An 18,660-nucleotide genomic window follows, 5' to 3' on the forward strand; every position below is an offset into this window, starting at 1 on the left:
CGGTACCCGTCACGGCCGCGTCAGCGCCGGCTTGACGCGGACACGTGCGGGCAGGACCGTCCACGCCATGCAGCCCGACCCCATCACCCTCGCCGTGCTCGAGAACCGCTTCCGCGCGATCGTGGAGGAGATGGGCGAGGCGCTGCTGCGCACCGCCACCTCGCAGATCCTGAATTCCTCGCGCGACTTCTCCGTGGCGCTCTGCGATGCGCGCGCAAGGCTGGTGGCGCAGGCCGATCACATTCCCGTCCATGTCGGCGCCATGCCCTTCGCCGCCGCCGCGGTGCTGGAGGCCTTCGGCGACGTGATCCGCCCCGGCGAGACCTACCTGCTCAACGACCCCTGGCATGGCGGCAGCCACCTGCCCGACCTCACCATCGTCCTGCCGGTGTTCGCGGGCGCCGAACTCCACTTCCTCTGCGTCGTCCGCGCCCACCAGTCCGACATCGGCGGTGCCACCCACGGCGCCTACAACCCCGCCGCCTTCGAGATCTGGCAGGAGGGCATCCGCATCCCGCCCATCCGCCTCGGCGAAGGCGACCGGCTGCGCGACGATCTGGTCTCCATGCTCGCGCTCAACACTCGCATCGCCCGCGACTTCCGCGGCGACCTGATGGCGATGTGGGGCTCGGCCCGCCTCGGCGCGAAGCGCCTCGAATCCCTGCTCGCTGAGCACGGCCCGACGAAGCTCGACGCCGCCACCGCCGCCATCCTCGACCTGGCCGAAGCCCATGCCCGCCGCATCATCGGCGCCTGGGCCGATGGCGAGTATGTCGGCGAGGCGCTGCTCGACGATGACGGCCACGGCGCCACCGACATCCCCATCCGCGCCCGCATCACCAAGCGCGGCGATTCCCTCACCGTCGATCTCTCCGAGTCCGCCGCCCAGGTCCGCGGCTTCGTCAACTCGCCCTGGCCCAACACCGTCAGCGCCGTGCGCATGGCGCTCGCCTATCTCCTCGACCCCGAGGTGGCGAAGAATGACGGCGCCTTCCGCCCCCTCACCGTCATCGCCCCCGAAGGCAGCATCGTCCGCCCGCGCGAGGGCGCCGCCGTCACCCTCTGCACCTCCCACCCCGGCAACGAGATCGTCGAGGCCGTGGTGAAGGCCCTCGCCCCCGCTTGCCCCGAGCGCGCCATGGGCGGCTGGGGCCGCCGTTTCCGCGTCGCCATCACCGGCCACGACCCGCGCCGCGACAAGCGCTTCGTCTGGCACCTCTTCCACGCCCGCCCCGGCGGCGGCGGCCATGCGAAGGGCGATGGCTGGTCCACCGCCGGCGAGTGGCATTCCGCCGGCGGCCTGAAATTCGGCAGCGTCGAGATGGCCGAGGCGCGCTTCCCCCTCTTCTTCCGCCGCCACGAATTCCGCCCCGGTTCCGCCGGCGACGGCACCCATCGCGGCGGCTTGGGCGCGGAACTTGAACTGGTGATCGAGGCCGACGGCATCTCCCGCGCCAACACCGCCGGCGACGGCGCCCGCCACGGTTCCGCCGGCATGTTGGGCGGCCGCGACAGCGCCCCCCACCACTACACGCTCCGCCACCCCGACGGCACCGAGCGCGACCTCCGCACCAAGGAGACCGGCGTGGAGCTCTCCCCCGGCGACGTCCTCATCGTCCGCTCCGCCGGCGGCGGCGGCTGGGGCCCGCCCGAGAACCGCGACCCCGCCGCCCGCGCCGCCGACGCAGCCGAAGGTCTGATCTGATGATGGGCCCCTACCGCATCGGCGTGGATGTCGGCGGCACCTTCACCGACGTCGTCTGCATCGGCGCCGATGGCGAGACCGTCCTCGCCAAGGCCGCCACCACCCCGCACGACCAGTCCGAAGGCGTGCTCGACGGCCTCCGCACCCTCGCCGCGCAGCTCCACATCACCCTCCGCGAACTCCTCGAAGTCACCGAGCGCCTGGTCCACGGCACCACCGTCGCCACCAACGCCCTGCTGGAACGCCGCACCGCGAAGGTCGCCCTCCTCACCACCGAGGGCCATCGCGACGTCATCGAGATGCGCGAGGGCCTGAAGCCCGAGCGCTACGACCTCCGCCTCCCCCCCGCGCCCACCCTGGTCCCCCGCCGCCTGCGCCTCCCCCTCCGCGAGCGCATCCGCGCCGACGGCCGCGAGGAACGCCCCCTCGACCCGTCATCGCTGAACACCGCCATCGCCACCCTGCAATCCGAAGGCGTCGATTCCGTCGCCCTCTGCCTCCTCCATTCCTGGCGCGACGGCACCCATGAGCGCCAGGCCGCCGAGGCCATCCAGGCCGCCCTCCCCGACGCCTATGTCACCCTCTCCTCCGACGTCCTGCCGCAGATCAAGGAGTACGAGCGCTTCTCCACCACCGTGGTGAATGCCGCCGTCGGCCCCATCGTCGGCCGCTATCTCGGCCGCCTGCAGACCCGCCTCACCGAGGCCGGCTTCCACGCCCCCCTCTTCGTCATCCTCTCCCATGGCGGCGTCGCCCCGGTGGAGGAGGCGCAGCGCCTGGCCGCCGGCACCGCCCTCTCCGGCCCCGCCGGCGGCGTCGCCGCGGCGCTGGCGCTGGCCCGCGCCGGCCTCGGCGGCAACCTCGTCACCTTCGATGTCGGCGGCACCTCCACCGATGTCGCCCTCGTCGCCGGCGGCGAGGCTGCGCTCGGCCGCGGCCGCGAGGTCGGCGGCCAGCGCATCGCCCTCGAAAGCCTCGACATCGTCACCCTCGGCGCCGGCGGCGGCTCGCTGGCTTTCGTGGATGCCGGCGGCATGCTCCGCGTCGGCCCCCGCAGCGCCGGCGCCGTGCCCGGCCCCGCCTGCTACGGCGCCGGCGGCACCGAGCCCGCGGTCACCGACGCCAACCTCCTGCTCGGCTATCTCGACCCCGAGCGCTTCCTCGGCGGCAAGCGCCGCCTGGACCGCGCCGCCGCCGCCGCCGCCGTGGAGCGCCTGGCCGCGAAGCTGGGCCTGGAGCCGCTCGCCTGCGCCGCCGGCATCCACCAGCTTGCCAATGTCGCCATGGCCGAGGGCATCCGCGTCGCCACCGTTCGCCGCGGCGTGGACCCCCGCGGCTTCACCCTGCTCGCCTTCGGCGGCGCCGCCGGCCTGCATGCGTCCGCCGTCGCCCGCGACCTCGGCATGACGCGCGTCGCCGTCCCCCTGCTCGCCGCCGGGCTCTCCGCCTGGGGCATGCTGCAGACCGATTTGCGCTACGAGCTCGCCCGCAGCCTGGCCGACGCCGTCGGCCTGCCCGCCGAGGCCGACCTCCGCGCCCTCTACGCCGCCCTGGAATCCGAGGCCCGCGCCCGCCTCACCGCCTGGATGCCCGGCGCCCCCGAGATCCGCCGCAGCGCCGACATGCGCTATGGCGAGCAGGTCTTCGAGGTCGCCGTCCCCCTCGACGCCGTGGACTGGGACGCCCCCGGCCTCCCCGCCCGCGTCACCGAGGCTTTTCATCAGCGCCACGAGGCTTTGTTCACCTATGCCCTGCGCGGCGAGGAGGTGGTGCTGGTCACCGCCCGCGTCGCCGCCATCGGCCAGCTCCCCACCCGCCCCGCGCCCCTGCTGCCGGCGCGTGCGAAGGCCGAGCCCGCCGGCACCCGCCGCGCTGTCATCGCCGGCGCGCTGCACGACCTCCCAGTGTGGAGCTTTGCCGAGTTGGCCCCGGACCAGCGCGTGGAGGGCCCGGCGATCGTGGAGAGCGACACGACGACGGTGCTGCTGCTGCCGGGGGATTCGGCGCGGCTGGATGCGCGGGGGTGGTTGGAGGTGGAGGTGGAGGGTGAGTGACGCACCTAACCGCAATCTCTATGTCAGCGTTGCACCTCTGTATGCAACCTGCCGGTCTCCTGCCCACCTTAAGGATACCGTGGCGCCGCCGGGCTTTCCACAAGCGGGCGCGATCCTCGCCCCTGTGGGCGGCCAAGGTTAGCGAGTAGCCGCCTCAGAAGACTCGTGCCTCAACGTCCGTGGCGGTGTAAGTAGCCCTGTACGCGGCGCTCACAAGGAAGCATCATGACGAAACTGACCGAAGTGTTCGGTGTCAGCGCTGATCCCATTCTATCGTATATTGTTCGTGACAACATCGACGGTCTTTTTACGACTGTGCTGAAGGAGACCAAGCATGTGGTAGTATACGGTGCCTCCAAGCAAGGGAAAACCGCCCTAGTCTCTCGCTACCTACCTTACGAGCAGAATGTAGTAGTTCGGCTTTCACCGAACAGCAACGTTGAGGACATCTATTCGAGCATTCTACGCCAGTGTGGCGTTGAAATAGAAGTCGGAAAATTGACAGAAAAAGCCTCTGAATTGTCTGCAAGCGCAGGGATCAAGGCCAAGGCAACGCTCTGGTTGCTAGGAGAGGGAGAGGTGAATGGAACAGGAGGATACAAGAATTCCGACAAGAGCCAACGAACATCGAAGACGATTCCCTTCAATTTGGCTGTCGCACAAGACGTTGCTGAATTATTGAGGGAGATTGGCTTTGACAAAAAAATAATACTCGAAAATTTCCACTACTTGGCGGAAGAAAGACAGCGCCAGCTTTCGTTTGATTTGCGGTCCTTTCAGGAGATGGGAATTATATTCGTGGTATTGGGCGTATGGCGCCAGAAGGACAAGCTGCGAATCTACTGCCCTGATCTAACAGACAGGGTTGTCGACGTCGCAGTTGAGCCTTGGAGCGATGATGAGTTTAAAAAGGTCGCCGCAGAGGGCGCAAGCCATCTAAATTTAGAACTCAGCTCAAAGGTGGTTGAGCGATGCATCGAAAACTCCTTTGGCAGTATTGGTGTCTTTCAGGAACTCTTGAAGCACACTTGTATGGCCGCCGGTGTGCTCGAAGGAACATGGCGCACGCAAAGAATTCTCGACGAGACCTTCGCTGATAAGGCCGTTAAAGAAAAAGCTGACCAGTATGGAGCCACGCACCAGCAAGCCCTTGAGCTGATCTCTTCCGGGAATGTGACACACTCGAAGGAGAAGGAGAAAACCCCTCTTCATCTCCCGTACTATTTGGTCTGTGTGATACTTGATTTAGGTTACTCTGGCTTAATGCATGGAGCGAGTAGATCAGACATCACAGACATGATAAAGCAGCACCATCATCGAAAGGATGACGTTCGCGGTTCTGATATGAGCAACTTGCTACACAACCTTGCCACGCTGCAGCACAAGAAAGGAATCAATCCACCATTGATCGACTATGATATTGGCAAGCGACGGTTGTACGCAATTGATTCAACGTTCTTTTTCTTCCTTAGGAACTGCGATCTGGCCGTTGTCAAGGAAGAGCTCCCGTCACCCATAGATGCGGAATCCGCATAAATCGCGCGAAGGTCGAGGTAATGCTGGGAATATTTTTTCGGAAGTGAAGCATATTTCTGAGCAACGAAGTTTTGATATTTGCTTTGGGCCTGCTTCGGTAATGCTTCCGGCAACCTTCAGGCGCCGCCGCGGCACGGCTGGCCCTCTTCTATTTCGATTGGTCTGATCCCGGTGATTCAACGCGTGCCAGCGCGCGACGCTCGCCTCTCACGGCGGAGGATGATCGCCCCCCACCGGCCGGATCCAATTGCCATGCAAGAAACGGATTGAGATCAAGCAATATTTTCCTATATACTTTTTTGATGCATCTTCTTCCCCCACCCGCCTTCCCCCTCCGCCGCTCCACCCCCCGCCCCTGGCGCCCCCTGACCGACACCGAATGGGCCGCCCTCTCCGCCATCCTCCACGCCTCCAACCGCGGCCGCCCGCCCACCGACGCCCGCCGCACCTGGAACGGCATCTTCTGGATCGCCTGCTCGCGCGAGCCCTGGCGCGCCCTGCCGCCTGAATTCGGCCGCCCCGATTCCGCCCACCGCGCGCTGCGCCGCGCCGCACAGGCACAGCACCTGCACCGCCTGCTGCTTTGGGTCTCGGACCGCTACCCCGGCGCCGAAAGCCCGCTGCGCGGCATCGAGTGGTTCATCGTCCGCGCCTATCGCCGCGCCTTCCGCATCACCCCCATCGCCATCGCCTTCGCCCGCCGCCTCGGCCTGGCCAGCGCCCTGCCCGCCGAGCCCCTCTGGCTGCCGCGGCCGGATTTGTCCGAAACCGTGAAGGCGCTCGCCCGCGACGCGAAAGATTCCTTGGCGGAACTGCCGATGGCCTTCCTCCGCGCCCTGCTCCACCTCTCCCGCCGCGCCGCCGGCGAGCCGCGGCACTGGCGGACCACGGCATGAACGCCGGCTCAGAGCGGCGCGCAGGCCCCTTCCAGCCAGGCCCGCGTCGCCCCGTCCACCGCCGGCCCGACCTCCGCCAGCACCCGCGCATGGTAGGCATCCACCTGCGCCCGCTCGGCCGGCGACAGCATCTCCACCGCGATCAGCGCGCGCTCGTACGGCGCCCGCGTCAGCACCTCGAATTCCAGGAACGGCTTGCGCTGCCCGGGCCGCCCCGCCGCCGGCCGCACCAGCAGCAGGTTCTCGATGCGGATGCCGTACGCCCCCGGCTCGTAGAAACCGGGCTCGTCCGACAGGATCATCCCCGCCTTCAGCGGCACCGGCTTCGCCGAGCGGCTGATCCCCGCCGGCCCCTCATGCACGCTGAGGAAGCTGCCGATCCCGTGCCCGGTGCCGTGGTCGTAGTCCAGCCCCGCCGCCCACAGCGCGCGCCGCGCGATGGCATCCAGGTGCGGCCCCGCCACCCCCTCCGGGAAACGCGTCGCGGCCAGCGCCAGGTGGCCCTGCAGCACGCGGGTATAGCGCTCGCGGAGCTCCGCCGGCGCCGCGCCGGGCCCGGTCCACAGCGTGCGGGTCACATCCGTCGTGCCGTCGCGGTACTGCGCGCCGGAATCCAGCAGGAACACCTCGTCCGGGTGGATCGCGCGGTCGGTCTCCGGCGTCGCGCGGTAATGCACGATGGCGCCATGCTCCCCGGCGCCGGCGATCGCCGGAAAGCTCTCGGCCACGAAATGCGCGCCCTCGCCCCGCAGCGCCACCAGCTTCGCCGCGGCGCCCATCTCCGTCAGGCCCTCGCGCGGGACTCGGGAAAACCAGGCGAGAAGCCGCGCCAGCGCCACCGCGTCGCGCTTGTGCGCCGCGCGCGCGCCATCCTGCTCGGTCGGGTTCTTGCAGGCGCGCGGCATCCGGCAGGGATCCTCGCCGCCCACCACCTCCGCCCCCGCCGCGCGCAGCCGCCGCGCGATCCAGGCCGGCGTCACATCGGGGTCGAGCCGCAGCTTGGCACCCGCCAGCCCATCCAGCGCCGCCCCCAGCTCCCCCGGCGGCCGCAGCGCCACCGCATTGCCGAGATGCGCCCTGAGCGCCGCATCCGCGCGCGCGGGGTCGAGGAACAGCTCCACCGTGCCATCCGCGCGCAGCAGCGCCTGCGCCAGCGCCAGCGGCGTGAAGGCCAGGTCGCCGCCGCGCATGTTCAGCAGCCAGGCGACGGAATGCGGATCGGCCAGCACCGTCGCATCCTCCCCGGCATCGCGCAGCAGCTTCGCCGCCGCCTCCCGCTTCGCCGCCGATTCCACCCCGGCGAAGGCGGTCGGGTGCGGCACGGCCGGGCCAGCGGGCGGCGCCGGGCGGCCGGTCCAGACCGCGTCGATCGGGTTGGAGTCGAGCGCCACCAGCTCCACGCCCGAGGTCGCCAGCTTCTCGATCGCCGGCTCGGTGTGCAGCCAGGGATCGTAGCCCACCCGCGTCTCGCGCGGCTCGCCGCGCAGCGTCTCGGCGGGCGGCTGCTCGATCAGGTGCCGCAGCTGCCACAGCGCCGGGTCGGTCTCGCGCTCGGCCTGGGTGGTGTAGCGGCCATCCACGAACAGGAAGGCGCGCTCGCGCAGCACCAAAGCGAGGCCGGCGGAACCGGTGAAGCCGGTCAGCCAGGCCAGCCGCTCGGCCGAGTCCGGCACGTATTCGCCGAGGAACGCATCGCCGCGCGGCACCAGCAGCCCATCCAGGCCGCGGCGGTGCAGCTCGGCCCGTAGCGCGCCGAGTCGGGCGGGGTGGTCCGAGGGGTTCGTCACGCGATTTATCACCCGAGCCTTAACTCCGACACATATGTCTACACTACTTCATGCGCGGGGCGCATGGCTCAATCGTGGCTTCGGCGCATCACCTGTGGCTTCTGCGCCCCTATGTTGCACCTGCGAAGCGCGACCGGAGAGTGGCCATTGGGGCCCGCCCGGGCCGCGCCGCACACGAGAGCATCATGGACCCCCGCCGCAATCAGGAACAGATCGGCCTGTTCCCCACCACCCTCGCCACCCCCGGCCTCAGCGCGGTGGACGTGATCCGCGCCCAGGCCGCGCAGGCCCGCGACGCCGCGCTCGGCGCCGGCATCCGCCGTGCCGCCGTCGCGACCTGGCAGGTGATCGCCGCCGTCGGCAGCGCGCTGCTCACCTTCCCGGCCCGCCGCAGCACCTATGAGAGCCTGCGCCAGCTGTCGGACCGCGAGCTGGCCGATATCGGCCTCACCCGCGGCGAGATCAGCCGCGTCTTCGAGCCCGATTTCCGCATGCCGGCGCGCCCGGCCAACGCCAACCAGCCGGCTGCCGCGGCGCGTCCGCAGGCCGCCTGACCGGTTACTCCACGCAGGTCCGATCCCCCCTCGGCCCGCGCGGACGCACGGGGCCGGCGCCTCCCCCCCCTGGGGGCGCCGGCCCCGTTCTTACGTCCGCTTCCGCAGCAGCAGCGTGGTCCAGGCGCCAACCGGCAAGGCGCGCTCCAGCACCAGCCCCTGCCGCCGATGCGCCGCCAGCACCATCCGCGCCTGCGTCCCCAGCAGCCCCGCCAGGATCGCCGTGCCACCTGGCGCCAGCCCAACCGCCAGCTCCTTCGCCATCGCGCAGAGCGGCCGCGCCAGGATGTTCGCGAACACCAGGTCGTACGGCCGCCCCGCGCGCACATGCCGCTCCGCCCAGCCATCCGCCCGCCGCGCCCGCACCAGCGCGCCGACGCCGTTCATGCGGGCGTTCTGCTCCGCGACGCGCACGCTCCACGGCTCGATGTCGGTCGCCAGCACGCGGCGCTTCCGCCGCTTCGCCGCCGCCATCGCCAGGATGCCGGACCCCGTCCCGAGATCCAGCACCCGCCGCATCGGCCGCCGGTCCTGCGCAACCCGGGCAAAGGCGATCAGGCAGCCCTGCGTCGAGGCATGCTCGCCCGAGCCGAAGGCGATCCCCGCATCGAGCGTCAGCACCGTGCGCCCGTAGGTCGCGCGGGGCGGCACATGGGTCGGGCGGATCACGAAGCGGCCGCCGATCTCCGCCTCGGGGAAGCTCTCCACGGTGCGGGCGAGCCAGCCTTCCGCCTCCACCGGCGCCGATTGCAGCGCGGCATCCGTGCCGGTGACCATCGCCGCCAGCGCCAGCGCGCCGGCAAGTTCCTCGTCGCCGCTGCCCTGCGGGCGCACGCCCTCGACGCGCCAGGTATCGGTCGCCTCGTCGCGGAAGAGCGCGACGGAGCGACAGACCCTCTGCAACGCCGCCTCGAAGGCGGGCACGGCCTCCTCGGGCAAGGCATCGAGCCAGATGGTCTCGAGCGGATCGGCGCGACGGTCGCGCTGCATCGCGTAGGTGTCGCGCATCACGCCTCGCCGGCCTTGCGCACGAAGCGGTCCAGCACCCGCTTCGTGTCGGCCTTGTCGAAGGCGATCTCCAGCCGGTCGTCGTCCACCGCGGTCACAGTCCCGTAGCCGAACTTGTCGTGGAACACGCGGTCGCCGCGCGCGAAGCCGGCGGAGGCCGCAGGGCGTTCCTTCACCTCCCAGGCGCCCGCCTCGATCACCCGCGGCCGCCGCGCCAGCAGCCCGCCGCCGCCGAAGACGGAGGGCGTCTCGGCGAAGCGCGGACGCGCAGCCTGGCCGCCTTCGCGCGTCACCATCTCCTCCGGCAGTTCGTCGAGGAAACGGGAGGGGACGGCCGGCGACCAGTTCCCATAGATGCGGCGGTTGGCGGCGTGGCTGATGATGGCGCGCTTGCGCGCCCGCGTGATGCCGACATAGGCGAGGCGGCGTTCCTCCTCCAGCGCCTTCTCGCCGCCCTCGTCGAGGCTGCGCTGGCTGGGGAACAGCCCTTCCTCCCAGCCGGGCAGGAACACCGTGTCGAACTCCAGCCCCTTCGCTGCGTGCAGCGTCATGATCTGCAGCCGCTCGCCCTCGGCGTTCTCATCGGTCTCCATCACCAGGGCGACGTGATCGAGGAAGCCGGCGAGCGACTGGAACTCGCCCATGGCGCGCAGCAATTCCTTCAGGTTCTCCAGGCGGCCCGCCGCCTCGGGGCCGCGATCGGCCTGCCACATGGCGGTGTAGCCGCTCTCCTCCAGCACCGTCGCGGCGGCGACGACATGGCCTTCCTTCTCGTTCACCTGGCGCCAGCGGGCGAAGCCCTGGATCAGCTCCCGCAAGGCAGCACGCGGCTTCGGCTTCAGCGTGTCGCCCTCGGTGATGCGCGCGGCGGCGTCGTGCAGCGGAATGCGCTGCTCGCGCGCCAGCACATGCAGCGCACGCAGGCCGGTCTCGCCGAGGCCGCGCTTCGGCGTGTTGACGATACGCTCGAAGGCGAGGTCGTCGGCTGGCTGGTTGAGCACGCGCAGATAGGCGAGCGCGTCGCGGATCTCCTGCCGCTCATAGAATTTGAGCCCGCCGATCACGCGATAGGGCAGGCCCAGCACGATCAGCCGTTCCTCGAAGCTGCGGGTCTGGAAGCCCGCGCGGACCAGGATGGCGACCTCGTTCAGCGAATGGCCGGAGCGGCGCAGCGCTTCGACGCGGTCGCCGATCATCCGCGCTTCCTCCTCGCTGTCCCACAGCGAGACGACGCGCACCTTCTCGCCTTCGGCATCCTGCCGCCCGGGCCGCAGCGTCTTGCCGAGCCGGCCGGTGTTGCGCGCGATCAGGCCGGAAGCAGCGCCGAGGATCGGCCGCGTCGAGCGGTAGTTGGCTTCCAGGCGCACGACCTTTGCGCCACGGAAATCCTTCTCGAAGCGCAGGATGTTCTCGATCTCGGCTCCGCGCCAGGAATAGATCGACTGGTCGTCGTCGCCGACGCAGCAGATGTTCTGCGGCAGCGGATCGGGGCGCTGGGCCAGCAGGCGCAGCCAATAGTACTGCACCAGGTTGGTGTCCTGGTACTCGTCCACCAGGATGTAGCGGAAGCTGCGGTGGTAGTCGGCCAGCACGTCCGGCCGCGTGCGCAGGATCTCCGTCATGTGCAGCAGCAGGTCGCCGAAATCGGCGGCGTTCAGCTCCCGCAGCCGTGCCTGGTACGCCTCGTAGAGCGCGCGGCCGCGATTCGCCGCGTAGTCCGTGTCGTCGGCCGGCGTGATGCGGGCGGGCGTCAGGCCGCGATCCTTCCAGCGCTGGATCTCCGCCATCATGCCCTTCTCGGGCCAGCGCTTCAGGTCCACGCCGGCCGCCTGCATCACCTGCTTCAGCAGCCGCAGCTGGTCGTCGGCATCGAGGATGGTGAAGGAGGGTTTCAGCCCCACGATCTCGGCGTGTCGCCGCAGCATGCGCGCGCAGAGCGCGTGGAAGGTGCCGAGCCACAGCCCCTCCGCCGGTCGGCCGAGGATCTGCGCGACGCGCTCGCGCATCTCACGCGCCGCCTTGTTCGTGAAGGTGACCGCCAGCACCTCCCACGGCCGCGCCTTGCCGCTGACGAGGATGTGCGCGAAGCGCGTGGTCAGCACGCGGGTCTTGCCGGTGCCGGCGCCGGCCAGCACCAGCAGCGGGCCATCCAGCGTCTCGACCGCCTCCCGCTGTTCGGGGTTCAGCCGCTCGAGATAGTCGCTCACTGGCAGACGCCGACGCTGCCCGCGCCGCAGATGCGCTCGCCATCGGTCCAGCGTGCGCCGGCCAGGATCGCGTTGGAGAAATCCGCGCCCTCGAGATTGGCGCCGGTCAGGTCGGCGCCGCTCAGATTGGCGCCGAACAGCCGCGCGCGGCGCAGGTCGGCGCGCACCAGCTTCGCATCACGGAGCGTCGTGCGGGTGAAGTCCGCGTTGCGCAGATTGGCCTCGGTCAGGTCCGCCTCCGTCAGGTCGGAGGAGACGAAGCGCGCCCTGAAGCCATCCACGCCGGTGAGATTCGCCCCGACCAGCGTGGTGCGCCCCAGCGACGCGTCGCGCATCTGCGCGCCGGCAAGGTTCGCGCGCGAGAAGTCGCGCCCATCCAGCAGGCAGCGCCGCCAGACCACATCGGGCCCGGGCGGATCGGTGCAGGCGGCGAGGGCTTCGCCCGCGACGAGCAGCGCGGGCAACACCAGGGCGAGGAGATGGCGCCGGGACACGTCCGGCGATATAGATCACGAACACCGCATCTCCAACCATTCCCCTCGCGTCACGCATCCCTTGGGCCTTCTCGGAGCATTTCTCGAACGGATGGCCCGGCATGGCGGTGCGCTGCTCGCCGGCTGCGTCTTCGTGGGCGTCGCGCTGCCGCCGCTGGCCGCCGTGCTGCGCGAGACGCTGACCATCACCGTCGCCGGGCTGATGACGCTCGTGCTGCTGCGCATCGACCTCGCGCAGGTGCTTTCGTACCTTCGCCGGCCGCTGCTGGTCGCCGCCCTGCTCGCCTGGCTGCTGCTCGCCTGCCCGCTGATCGTCTTCGCGCTGGTCCGGGCGACGGGGCTCGATGGCGCGCTCGGCGCGGCGGTGGTGATCATGGCGACGGGCTGCGCCGCCACCTCCTCGCCGGCCTTCGCGCGGCTGGTCGGGCTTGATGCCTCGATCTCCCTGGTGGTGGCGGTGCTGTCCACGCTGCTGGTGCCCTTCACCGCGCCGCCGCTGGCGCTCGGGCTGCTCGGGATCGACCTCGCGATTTCGGTCGGCGGGCTGATGGCGCGGCTGGCGCTGATCGTCGGGCTGCCGCTGCTGCTGGCGCTCGCCATCCGCCGCCTAGTGCCGCCGGCGCGGCTGGCGGGCTGGTCCGGCATGGTGGACGGCACCGTCGTGCTGCTGCTGGTGATCTACGGCATCGGCGTGATGGACGGGATGCAGGCGAAGCTGCTGGCGGACCCGGCCTGGGTGGCCGGCGGCCTCGCGCTCGCCACACTCGGCAATTTCGGCCTGAACGCGCTGACCGCGCTGGCCTGCCTGCCGGCCGGGCGCGGCGTGGCGCTGGCGGCGGGGCTGCTTTCGGGAAACCGCAACATGGCACTGTATCTCGCGGTCCTGCCGGCGGCGACGGACAGCCGGATCCTGCTGTTCTTCGCGCTCTGCCAGTTCCCGCTGTTCCTCAGCCCCTTCCTGCTGCGGCCGATCTATGACCGGCTGCGGGCGGCGGGGCTGACAAGCTGACGGGATGGGCCACGTGACGGGTCGGGGCTGCCTCGTCTAGCCTTGCGCAAGTACAGGAGGAACCGCGCACAATGTCCTGGCCCGATCCGCAGCGTCCCGGCGAGCCCGCCGATCCGTCGCGCCCCTGGCATTGGGTGAACCGCGCCGAGGACCGCGACGGCCATCCGCTGCCGATCGGCTGGAACCAGCATCTGCGCCACTGGGTGGTCTGGGATGGCTCGACGATCGGCCCGGAGGAGGCGGCGCGCCGCTTCGCCTATGCCGGCCCCTGCCTGACGCCCACGGAGGCCGATGCGCGGGTGGCGGATGCGGTCGCTGCGGCCACGCCCGCCAAGCCGCCAGCGGATGAGCCGCCGCGTGGCCTGGCCGCGCTCGCGGCCTCGGCCCTGCCGGACCCGCCGCCGGCGATGGTCTACCGCAGGGATGCGATCCGCAACCACCTGCTGATCTTCGCCGGCACGCTGTTCGGTACGCTGTTCCTGGTGGAGAAGTTCAACATCTTCAGGTGACCCCGGGCGCCATCGCCTTCGGCCGCACGCCCAGCAGGTGGGCGATGGCATAGGTCAGGTCGGCGCGGTTCAGCGTGTAGAAGTGGAACTCGTCCACGCCATTGGCCTGCAGCAGCCGCACCTGCTCTGCCGCGACCACCGCGGCGATCATCCGCCGCGTCTCGGCATCCTCCTCCAGCCCGTCGAACAGCCGCGCCATCCAGCCGGGCACGGAAGCGCCGCACATCGCGCTGAACTTCTGCACCTGCTTGAAGTTGGACACCGGCAGGATGCCCGGAACGATCGGCACGGTGATGCCGGCGGACGCGCAGCGATCGAGGAAGCGCAGGTAGATATCGGTGTCGAAGAAATACTGGGTGATCGCCCGCGTCGCGCCGGCATCGATCTTCCGCTTGAGGAAATCGAGGTCGGCAGCGGCCGAGGCCGCGGCCGGATGCGTCTCGGGATAGGCGCCGACGCTGATGTCGAAATCGGCGATGCGCCTCAGGCCGCGCACAAGATCCTCGGCCTGCGCGTAGCCGCCGGGATGCGGCGTGTAGCCGCTCGCCCCCGCCGGCGGGTCGCCGCGCAGCGCGACGATGTGGCGCACGCCCGCTTCCAGATAGCCGCGCGCCACCTCGTCCACCTCCCCGCAGGTCGCGCCGACACAGGTGAGGTGCGCCGCCGGCGTCAGCGAGGTTTCGCGCGCCAGGCGGGACACGGTTTCGTGCGTGCGGGCGCGGGTCGAGCCGCCGGCGCCGTAGGTGACCGAGACGAAGCGCGGTGCCAGCGGCTCCAGCCGGCGGATCGCGGCCCAGAGCTGCTGTTCCAGCGCGTCATTCTTCGGCGGGAAGAATTCGAAGGAGAGCTTGGGGGGCGGCCGTTCGGTGGGCTGTGGCAGGCCGGCCACGCGCGGTCCGGTCAGCCAGCGCTGCAGGGTTCCACTGCGGTCGGCGCTCACGGCGACATTCATTCACGCATTCTCCAGACGCCGGCAGCAGGATCACGGGGACGCGAGCCGCAGTGCAGCACGACCGTTTCGCTTCGCCACGCGCGCGCATATAAGGTCAACGCCGCGCCCCAGGAAGCCCCGGGGCGCGATGGTCCGGCACGACCCTGCCGGGCGCGAAGGAGGTTCGACATTGTCCGTGACGCGCCGGCACCTGCCCAGCCCCCGCCTGCTCGGAGTCCTCGCCCTCGTGCTTGCCCTCGGCGCCTGCGCCACCCGGCCGGATCCCTCCGACCCCGAGGCGGTGGCCGATTTCGAGCAGGTCAACGACCCGCTCGAGCCGCTGAATCGCGGCATGTATTTCGTCAATGACGGCATCGACACGCTGGTGCTGCGCCCGGCCGCCGAGGCCTATCGCATCTTCCTGCCGCCCGAGGTGCGGGAGGCGATCCGCAACGTGCTGGCGAACCTGCGCACGCCGGTGATCCTGGTGAACGACGTGCTGCAGGGCGAGACGCAGCGCGCCGGCGTCACGCTTGGCCGCTTCGTGATCAACACGACGATCGGGATCGGCGGCATCATGGACCGCGCCCGCGACTTCGGCCTGCTCGGCCACACCGAGGATTTCGGCCAGACGCTGGCCGTGTGGGGCATGCCGGAGGGGCCCTTTCTCTTCCTGCCGGTGCTCGGCCCGTCGAACCCGCGCGACCTGACGGGGTTCGGGGTGGACATTGCCGCGAACCCCCTCACCTGGATCAGCGGGAACGAGGCCTATGACACTGTCATGATCACCCGGCAGGGCCTGACTGCCGTCGATGCCCGGGAAGGGCTGATCGAGCCCCTGGATGCGCTGCGCCAGGGTTCGCTCGATCCGTATGCGGCGCTGCGCAGCGCGTATCGCCAGCGTCGCGCTTCGGAGATCCGCAACAGTTCCCCCGCCGTGTCGCCCATGGCGCCGGGCACCGGCTTCGGTGTAGGCGCGGGCGCCCCCACCCTGCGACCGTGAAGGAAGGGCACCGGCCGCCCCGCCGGCACGGCGCCCACCACCCCGCCGGCACGGCGCCCCCGATAAGGACCCCCGCGATGACCGCACCCCCCCGTCGCCTGCTGCTGCTCGGCCTTGCCGCACTGGCCGCCGGCGCGCTGCCAATCGCTCGCGCCGGCGCCCAGCAGGTGGATGTCGGCGGCGCCACCAGCTTCATCCAGGCCACCGGCCAGGAGATGGTGGCCGCCATCAACAGCAACGCACCGGTGGCGCAGCGGCGCGAACGGGTGGCGCAGATCCTTCGCCGCGCCGTGGATGTGCAAGGCGTCGGCCGCTTCATCCTCGGCCGCTGGTGGCGCCAGGCGACCCCGCAGCAGCAGCAGGAATACCTGCAGCTGTTCGAGCAGGTGCTGATCCACAACCTTGCGGCCCGGTTCGGCGAATACCAGGGCGTCCGCTTCGGCCTCGGCCGCACGCAGCAGCGCACCGAAGAGGATGTGCTGGTCAACACCGTGGTGGAGCGTCCGGGCTCGCCGCCCTTCGCGCTGGACTGGCGGGTGGCCGAGGTGGACGGCCAGCCGAAGATCGTGGACGTGATCGCCGAGGGCACCAGCCTGCGGCTGACCACGCGCAGCGAATACAGCAGCGTCATTTCCCGCAACAACGGAAGTGTCGGCGCGCTGCTGGCGGCGATGCGCAACCAGATCCAGCAGCTGGAAGCGCGCGCGGCGGGCTGAAGGCACCGCGCCCGGCGGCTACCGCAGGCTCTCGAACACCAGCATGCGGTGGCCCTGGTGGCGGAACTCACCGGCCTCGCGCATGCCGATATCGCCCAGCACGCCGCGCGAGGCCAGGTTGCTCTCGCGCGCCACGGCGATGATGCGCGCCAGGCCGGCGCGGTGGCCGAAGGCGAGCGCGGCGGCCGCCGCCTCCCGCGCATAGCCCTTGCCGCGGCATTCCGGCCAGAGTGCGAAGCGGAGCGCGACGCCGCGGCCATCCGGCCGTTCCATCAGGCCGCAGATGCCGAGGAAGTCGCCGCTGGCGCGCTCGAACACCGACCAGGTGCCGTAGCCCCGCACCAGCCAGAAATCGATGTCGTCCTCCAGCTCCTCCCGCGTGCGCTCGGGCGAGCGCACGCCGTGCAGCATCAGGCCGAAGACGCGCTCATCCGCCTTCAGGCGGATAAGGTCGTCGAGGTGCTCCGGCCCGGGCGGCAGCAGCGAGAGTCGCGGCGTGCTGAGCGTGCGCGGCGCCGCGTGGAGCCCGCTCAACGCTACCTCGCCAGCGGGCGGTACTTGATCCGGTGCGGCTCGGTCGCCGCGGCGCCGAGGCGGCGTCGCTTGTCGGCCTCATAGGCTTCGAAGTTGCCCTCGAACCACTCGACATGGCTGTCGCCCTCGAAGGCGAGGATGTGGGTGGCGAGCCGGTCGAGGAACCAGCGGTCGTGGCTGATCACCACGGCGCAGCCGGCGAAATCCTCCAGCGCATCCTCGAGCGCGCGCAGCGTGTCCACGTCGAGGTCGTTGGTCGGCTCGTCGAGCAGCAACACGTTGTGCTCGCGCTTCAGCATCTTCGCGAGGTGCACGCGGTTGCGCTCGCCGCCCGAGAGGATGCCCACCCGCTTCTGCTGGTCCGCGCCCTTGAAGTTGAACGCCGCCACATAGGCGCGGCTGGCGATGGTGCGCTTGCCGATGGTGATCTGGTCCATCCCGTCGGAGATTTCCTGCCAGACGGTCTTGCTGTCATCGAGGCTGTCGCGCGACTGGTCCACATAGCCGAGCTTGACGGTGTCGCCGATGGTCAGCGTGCCGCCATCGGGCTGCTCGACGCCGGTGATCATCTTGAACAGCGTGGACTTGCCGGCGCCGTTCGGGCCGATGATGCCGACGATGCCGCCGGGCGGCAGCTTGAAGTCCAGGTCCTCGATCAGCAGCCGGTTGCCGTAGCCCTTGCGCAGCTTCTCCGCCTGGATGACCAGGTTGCCGAGGCGCGGCGCGGGCGGGATGATGATCTCGGAATCGCCGGGGCCCTTCTCCTGGCTCTTCTGCAGCATCTCCTCATAGGCGGTGATGCGCGCCTTGCTCTTCGCCTGGCGGGCAGCCGGGCTGCGTCCGATCCATTCCTGCTCGCGGGCGAGCTGGCGCTGGCGCGCGCTTTCCTCGCGCTCCTCCTGCTGCAGGCGCTTGCGCTTCTGGTCGAGGTAGGAGGAGTAGTTGCCCTGGTAGGGGAAGCCGCGGCCGCGATCGACTTCCAGGATCCAGTTGGTCACGTTGTCCAGGAAGTAGCGGTCATGCGTGACGACCAGCACCGCGCCCTGCCATTCGCGCAGCGTCTTCTCCAGCCAGGCGACGCTTTCGGCGTCGAGGTGGTTGGTCGGCTCGTCGAGCAGCAGCAGGTCGGGCTTTTCGAGCAGCAGCTTGCACAGGGCCACGCGCCGGCGCTCGCCGCCCGAGAGGTGGCCGACGGCGCTTTCGAAGGGCGGGCAGCGCAAGGCGTCGAGCGCGATCTCGATCCGCCGATCCAGCTCCCAGCCATCCGCAGCCTCGATCTTCGCCTGCAACTCGGCCTGTTCGGCGAGCAGGGCGTTCATCTCCTCCTCCTCCATCGGCTCGGCGAACTTGTCCGAGATCTCGTTGAAGCGGGCGAGCTGGGCGGAGAGCTCGGCGAAGGCCTCCATGACGTTCTCGCCGACGGACTTGTCGGGGTTGAGCTGCGGCTCCTGCTGCAGGTAGCCGACGCGCGCGCCCTCCGCGACCCAGGCCTCGCCGCCGTATTCCTTGTCGAGGCCGGCCATGATCTTCATCAGCGTGGACTTGCCGGCGCCGTTCGGGCCGAGCACGCCGATCTTGGCGTCCGGAAGGAAGGAAAGGGTGATGCCCTTGAACACCTCGCGCCCGCCCGGATAGGACTTGGTGAGGTCTTTCATCACGTAGACGTACTGCCAGGCGGGCATAGGGCGAGATTCCAGGGCGAAGGGGGAGGTCGGCG

General features: G+C 70.0%; 16 protein-coding genes. 9 read left to right on the top strand and 7 right to left on the bottom strand.

The window, feature by feature from the left end:
- The first annotated feature begins 67 nt into the window (after positions 1–67).
- From ACESM1_RS20130 to ACESM1_RS20145, 4 genes are all read left to right on the top strand, one after another.
- Positions 68–1,705: a hydantoinase B/oxoprolinase family protein gene (locus tag ACESM1_RS20130; protein WP_372622995.1), complete on the top strand. Its 1,638-nt coding sequence runs from the start codon at positions 68–70 to the stop codon at positions 1,703–1,705.
- Complete coding sequence (locus ACESM1_RS20135; RefSeq protein ID WP_372622996.1) at positions 1,705–3,759, top strand: hydantoinase/oxoprolinase family protein; 2,055 nt, start codon at positions 1,705–1,707, stop codon at positions 3,757–3,759. Before ACESM1_RS20130 ends, ACESM1_RS20135 begins: the two co-directional genes overlap by 1 nt.
- 225 nt (positions 3,760–3,984) lie before the next feature.
- Positions 3,985–5,295 (top strand): hypothetical protein, encoded by a 1,311-nt coding sequence (locus ACESM1_RS20140; RefSeq protein ID WP_372622997.1) that lies wholly within the window; start codon positions 3,985–3,987, stop codon positions 5,293–5,295.
- A gap of 302 nt (positions 5,296–5,597) precedes the next feature.
- On the top strand, positions 5,598–6,191 hold the full coding sequence (locus ACESM1_RS20145; RefSeq protein ID WP_372622998.1) for a transposase: 594 nt from the start codon (positions 5,598–5,600) through the stop codon (positions 6,189–6,191).
- Between the two features lie 8 nt (positions 6,192–6,199).
- Here the strand turns inward: ACESM1_RS20145 and ACESM1_RS20150 are convergent, their stop codons facing one another.
- Complete coding sequence (locus tag ACESM1_RS20150; protein WP_372622999.1) at positions 6,200–7,978, bottom strand: aminopeptidase P family protein; 1,779 nt, start codon at positions 7,976–7,978, stop codon at positions 6,200–6,202.
- 185 nt (positions 7,979–8,163) lie between these two features.
- Here ACESM1_RS20150 and ACESM1_RS20155 point away from each other — a divergent pair, with 185 nt between their 5' ends.
- On the top strand, positions 8,164–8,532 hold the full coding sequence (locus ACESM1_RS20155; RefSeq protein ID WP_372623000.1) for a DUF1127 domain-containing protein: 369 nt from the start codon (positions 8,164–8,166) through the stop codon (positions 8,530–8,532).
- Between the two features lie 90 nt (positions 8,533–8,622).
- Here the strand turns inward: ACESM1_RS20155 and ACESM1_RS20160 are convergent, their stop codons facing one another.
- Genes ACESM1_RS20160 through ACESM1_RS20170 form a run of 3 tightly spaced genes read right to left on the bottom strand, consistent with a single transcriptional unit; the run spans position 8,623 to position 12,241 of the window.
- A complete protein-coding gene (locus tag ACESM1_RS20160) occupies positions 8,623–9,540 on the bottom strand; it encodes a 50S ribosomal protein L11 methyltransferase (protein WP_372623001.1) in 918 nt (305 codons plus the stop codon).
- On the bottom strand, positions 9,540–11,747 hold the full coding sequence (locus tag ACESM1_RS20165; protein WP_372623002.1) for an ATP-dependent helicase: 2,208 nt from the start codon (positions 11,745–11,747) through the stop codon (positions 9,540–9,542). Before ACESM1_RS20165 ends, ACESM1_RS20160 begins: the two co-directional genes overlap by 1 nt.
- A complete protein-coding gene (locus ACESM1_RS20170; RefSeq protein WP_372623003.1) occupies positions 11,744–12,241 on the bottom strand; it encodes a pentapeptide repeat-containing protein in 498 nt (165 codons plus the stop codon). The genes ACESM1_RS20165 and ACESM1_RS20170 overlap by 4 nt, the downstream gene beginning before the upstream one ends.
- A 91-nt stretch (positions 12,242–12,332) precedes the next feature.
- Here ACESM1_RS20170 and ACESM1_RS20175 point away from each other — a divergent pair, with 91 nt between their 5' ends.
- Positions 12,333–13,250: a hypothetical protein gene (locus ACESM1_RS20175; RefSeq protein ID WP_372623004.1), complete on the top strand. Its 918-nt coding sequence runs from the start codon at positions 12,333–12,335 to the stop codon at positions 13,248–13,250.
- Positions 13,251–13,321: 71 nt separating this feature from the next.
- On the top strand, positions 13,322–13,759 hold the full coding sequence (locus ACESM1_RS20180; protein ID WP_372623005.1) for a hypothetical protein: 438 nt from the start codon (positions 13,322–13,324) through the stop codon (positions 13,757–13,759).
- Here ACESM1_RS20180 and metF read toward each other — a convergent pair.
- A complete protein-coding gene (metF, locus tag ACESM1_RS20185) occupies positions 13,752–14,711 on the bottom strand; it encodes a methylenetetrahydrofolate reductase [NAD(P)H] (protein WP_372623006.1) in 960 nt (319 codons plus the stop codon). The two genes, ACESM1_RS20180 and metF, sit on opposite strands and share 8 nt — an antisense overlap.
- Positions 14,712–14,886: 175 nt before the next feature.
- Here metF and ACESM1_RS20190 point away from each other — a divergent pair, with 175 nt between their 5' ends.
- Together ACESM1_RS20190 and ACESM1_RS20195 are read left to right on the top strand one after the other, a co-directional pair.
- Entirely contained in the window at positions 14,887–15,693 is an 807-nt protein-coding gene (locus ACESM1_RS20190) for a VacJ family lipoprotein (protein WP_372623023.1), read from the top strand.
- A gap of 77 nt (positions 15,694–15,770) precedes the next feature.
- Positions 15,771–16,409 (top strand): phospholipid-binding protein MlaC, encoded by a 639-nt coding sequence (locus ACESM1_RS20195; protein ID WP_372623007.1) that lies wholly within the window; start codon positions 15,771–15,773, stop codon positions 16,407–16,409.
- A gap of 18 nt (positions 16,410–16,427) precedes the next feature.
- Here ACESM1_RS20195 and ACESM1_RS20200 read toward each other — a convergent pair whose 3' ends face one another.
- Together ACESM1_RS20200 and ettA are read right to left on the bottom strand one after the other, a co-directional pair.
- A complete protein-coding gene (locus ACESM1_RS20200) occupies positions 16,428–16,943 on the bottom strand; it encodes a GNAT family N-acetyltransferase (RefSeq protein ID WP_372623008.1) in 516 nt (171 codons plus the stop codon).
- 2 nt (positions 16,944–16,945) lie between these two features.
- Entirely contained in the window at positions 16,946–18,625 is a 1,680-nt protein-coding gene (ettA, locus tag ACESM1_RS20205; RefSeq protein ID WP_372623009.1) for an energy-dependent translational throttle protein EttA, read from the bottom strand.
- Between the last annotated feature and the right edge of the window lie 35 nt (positions 18,626–18,660).

The organism is Falsiroseomonas sp., assembly GCF_041690465.1.
GTDB lineage: Bacteria > Pseudomonadota > Alphaproteobacteria > Acetobacterales > Acetobacteraceae > Falsiroseomonas.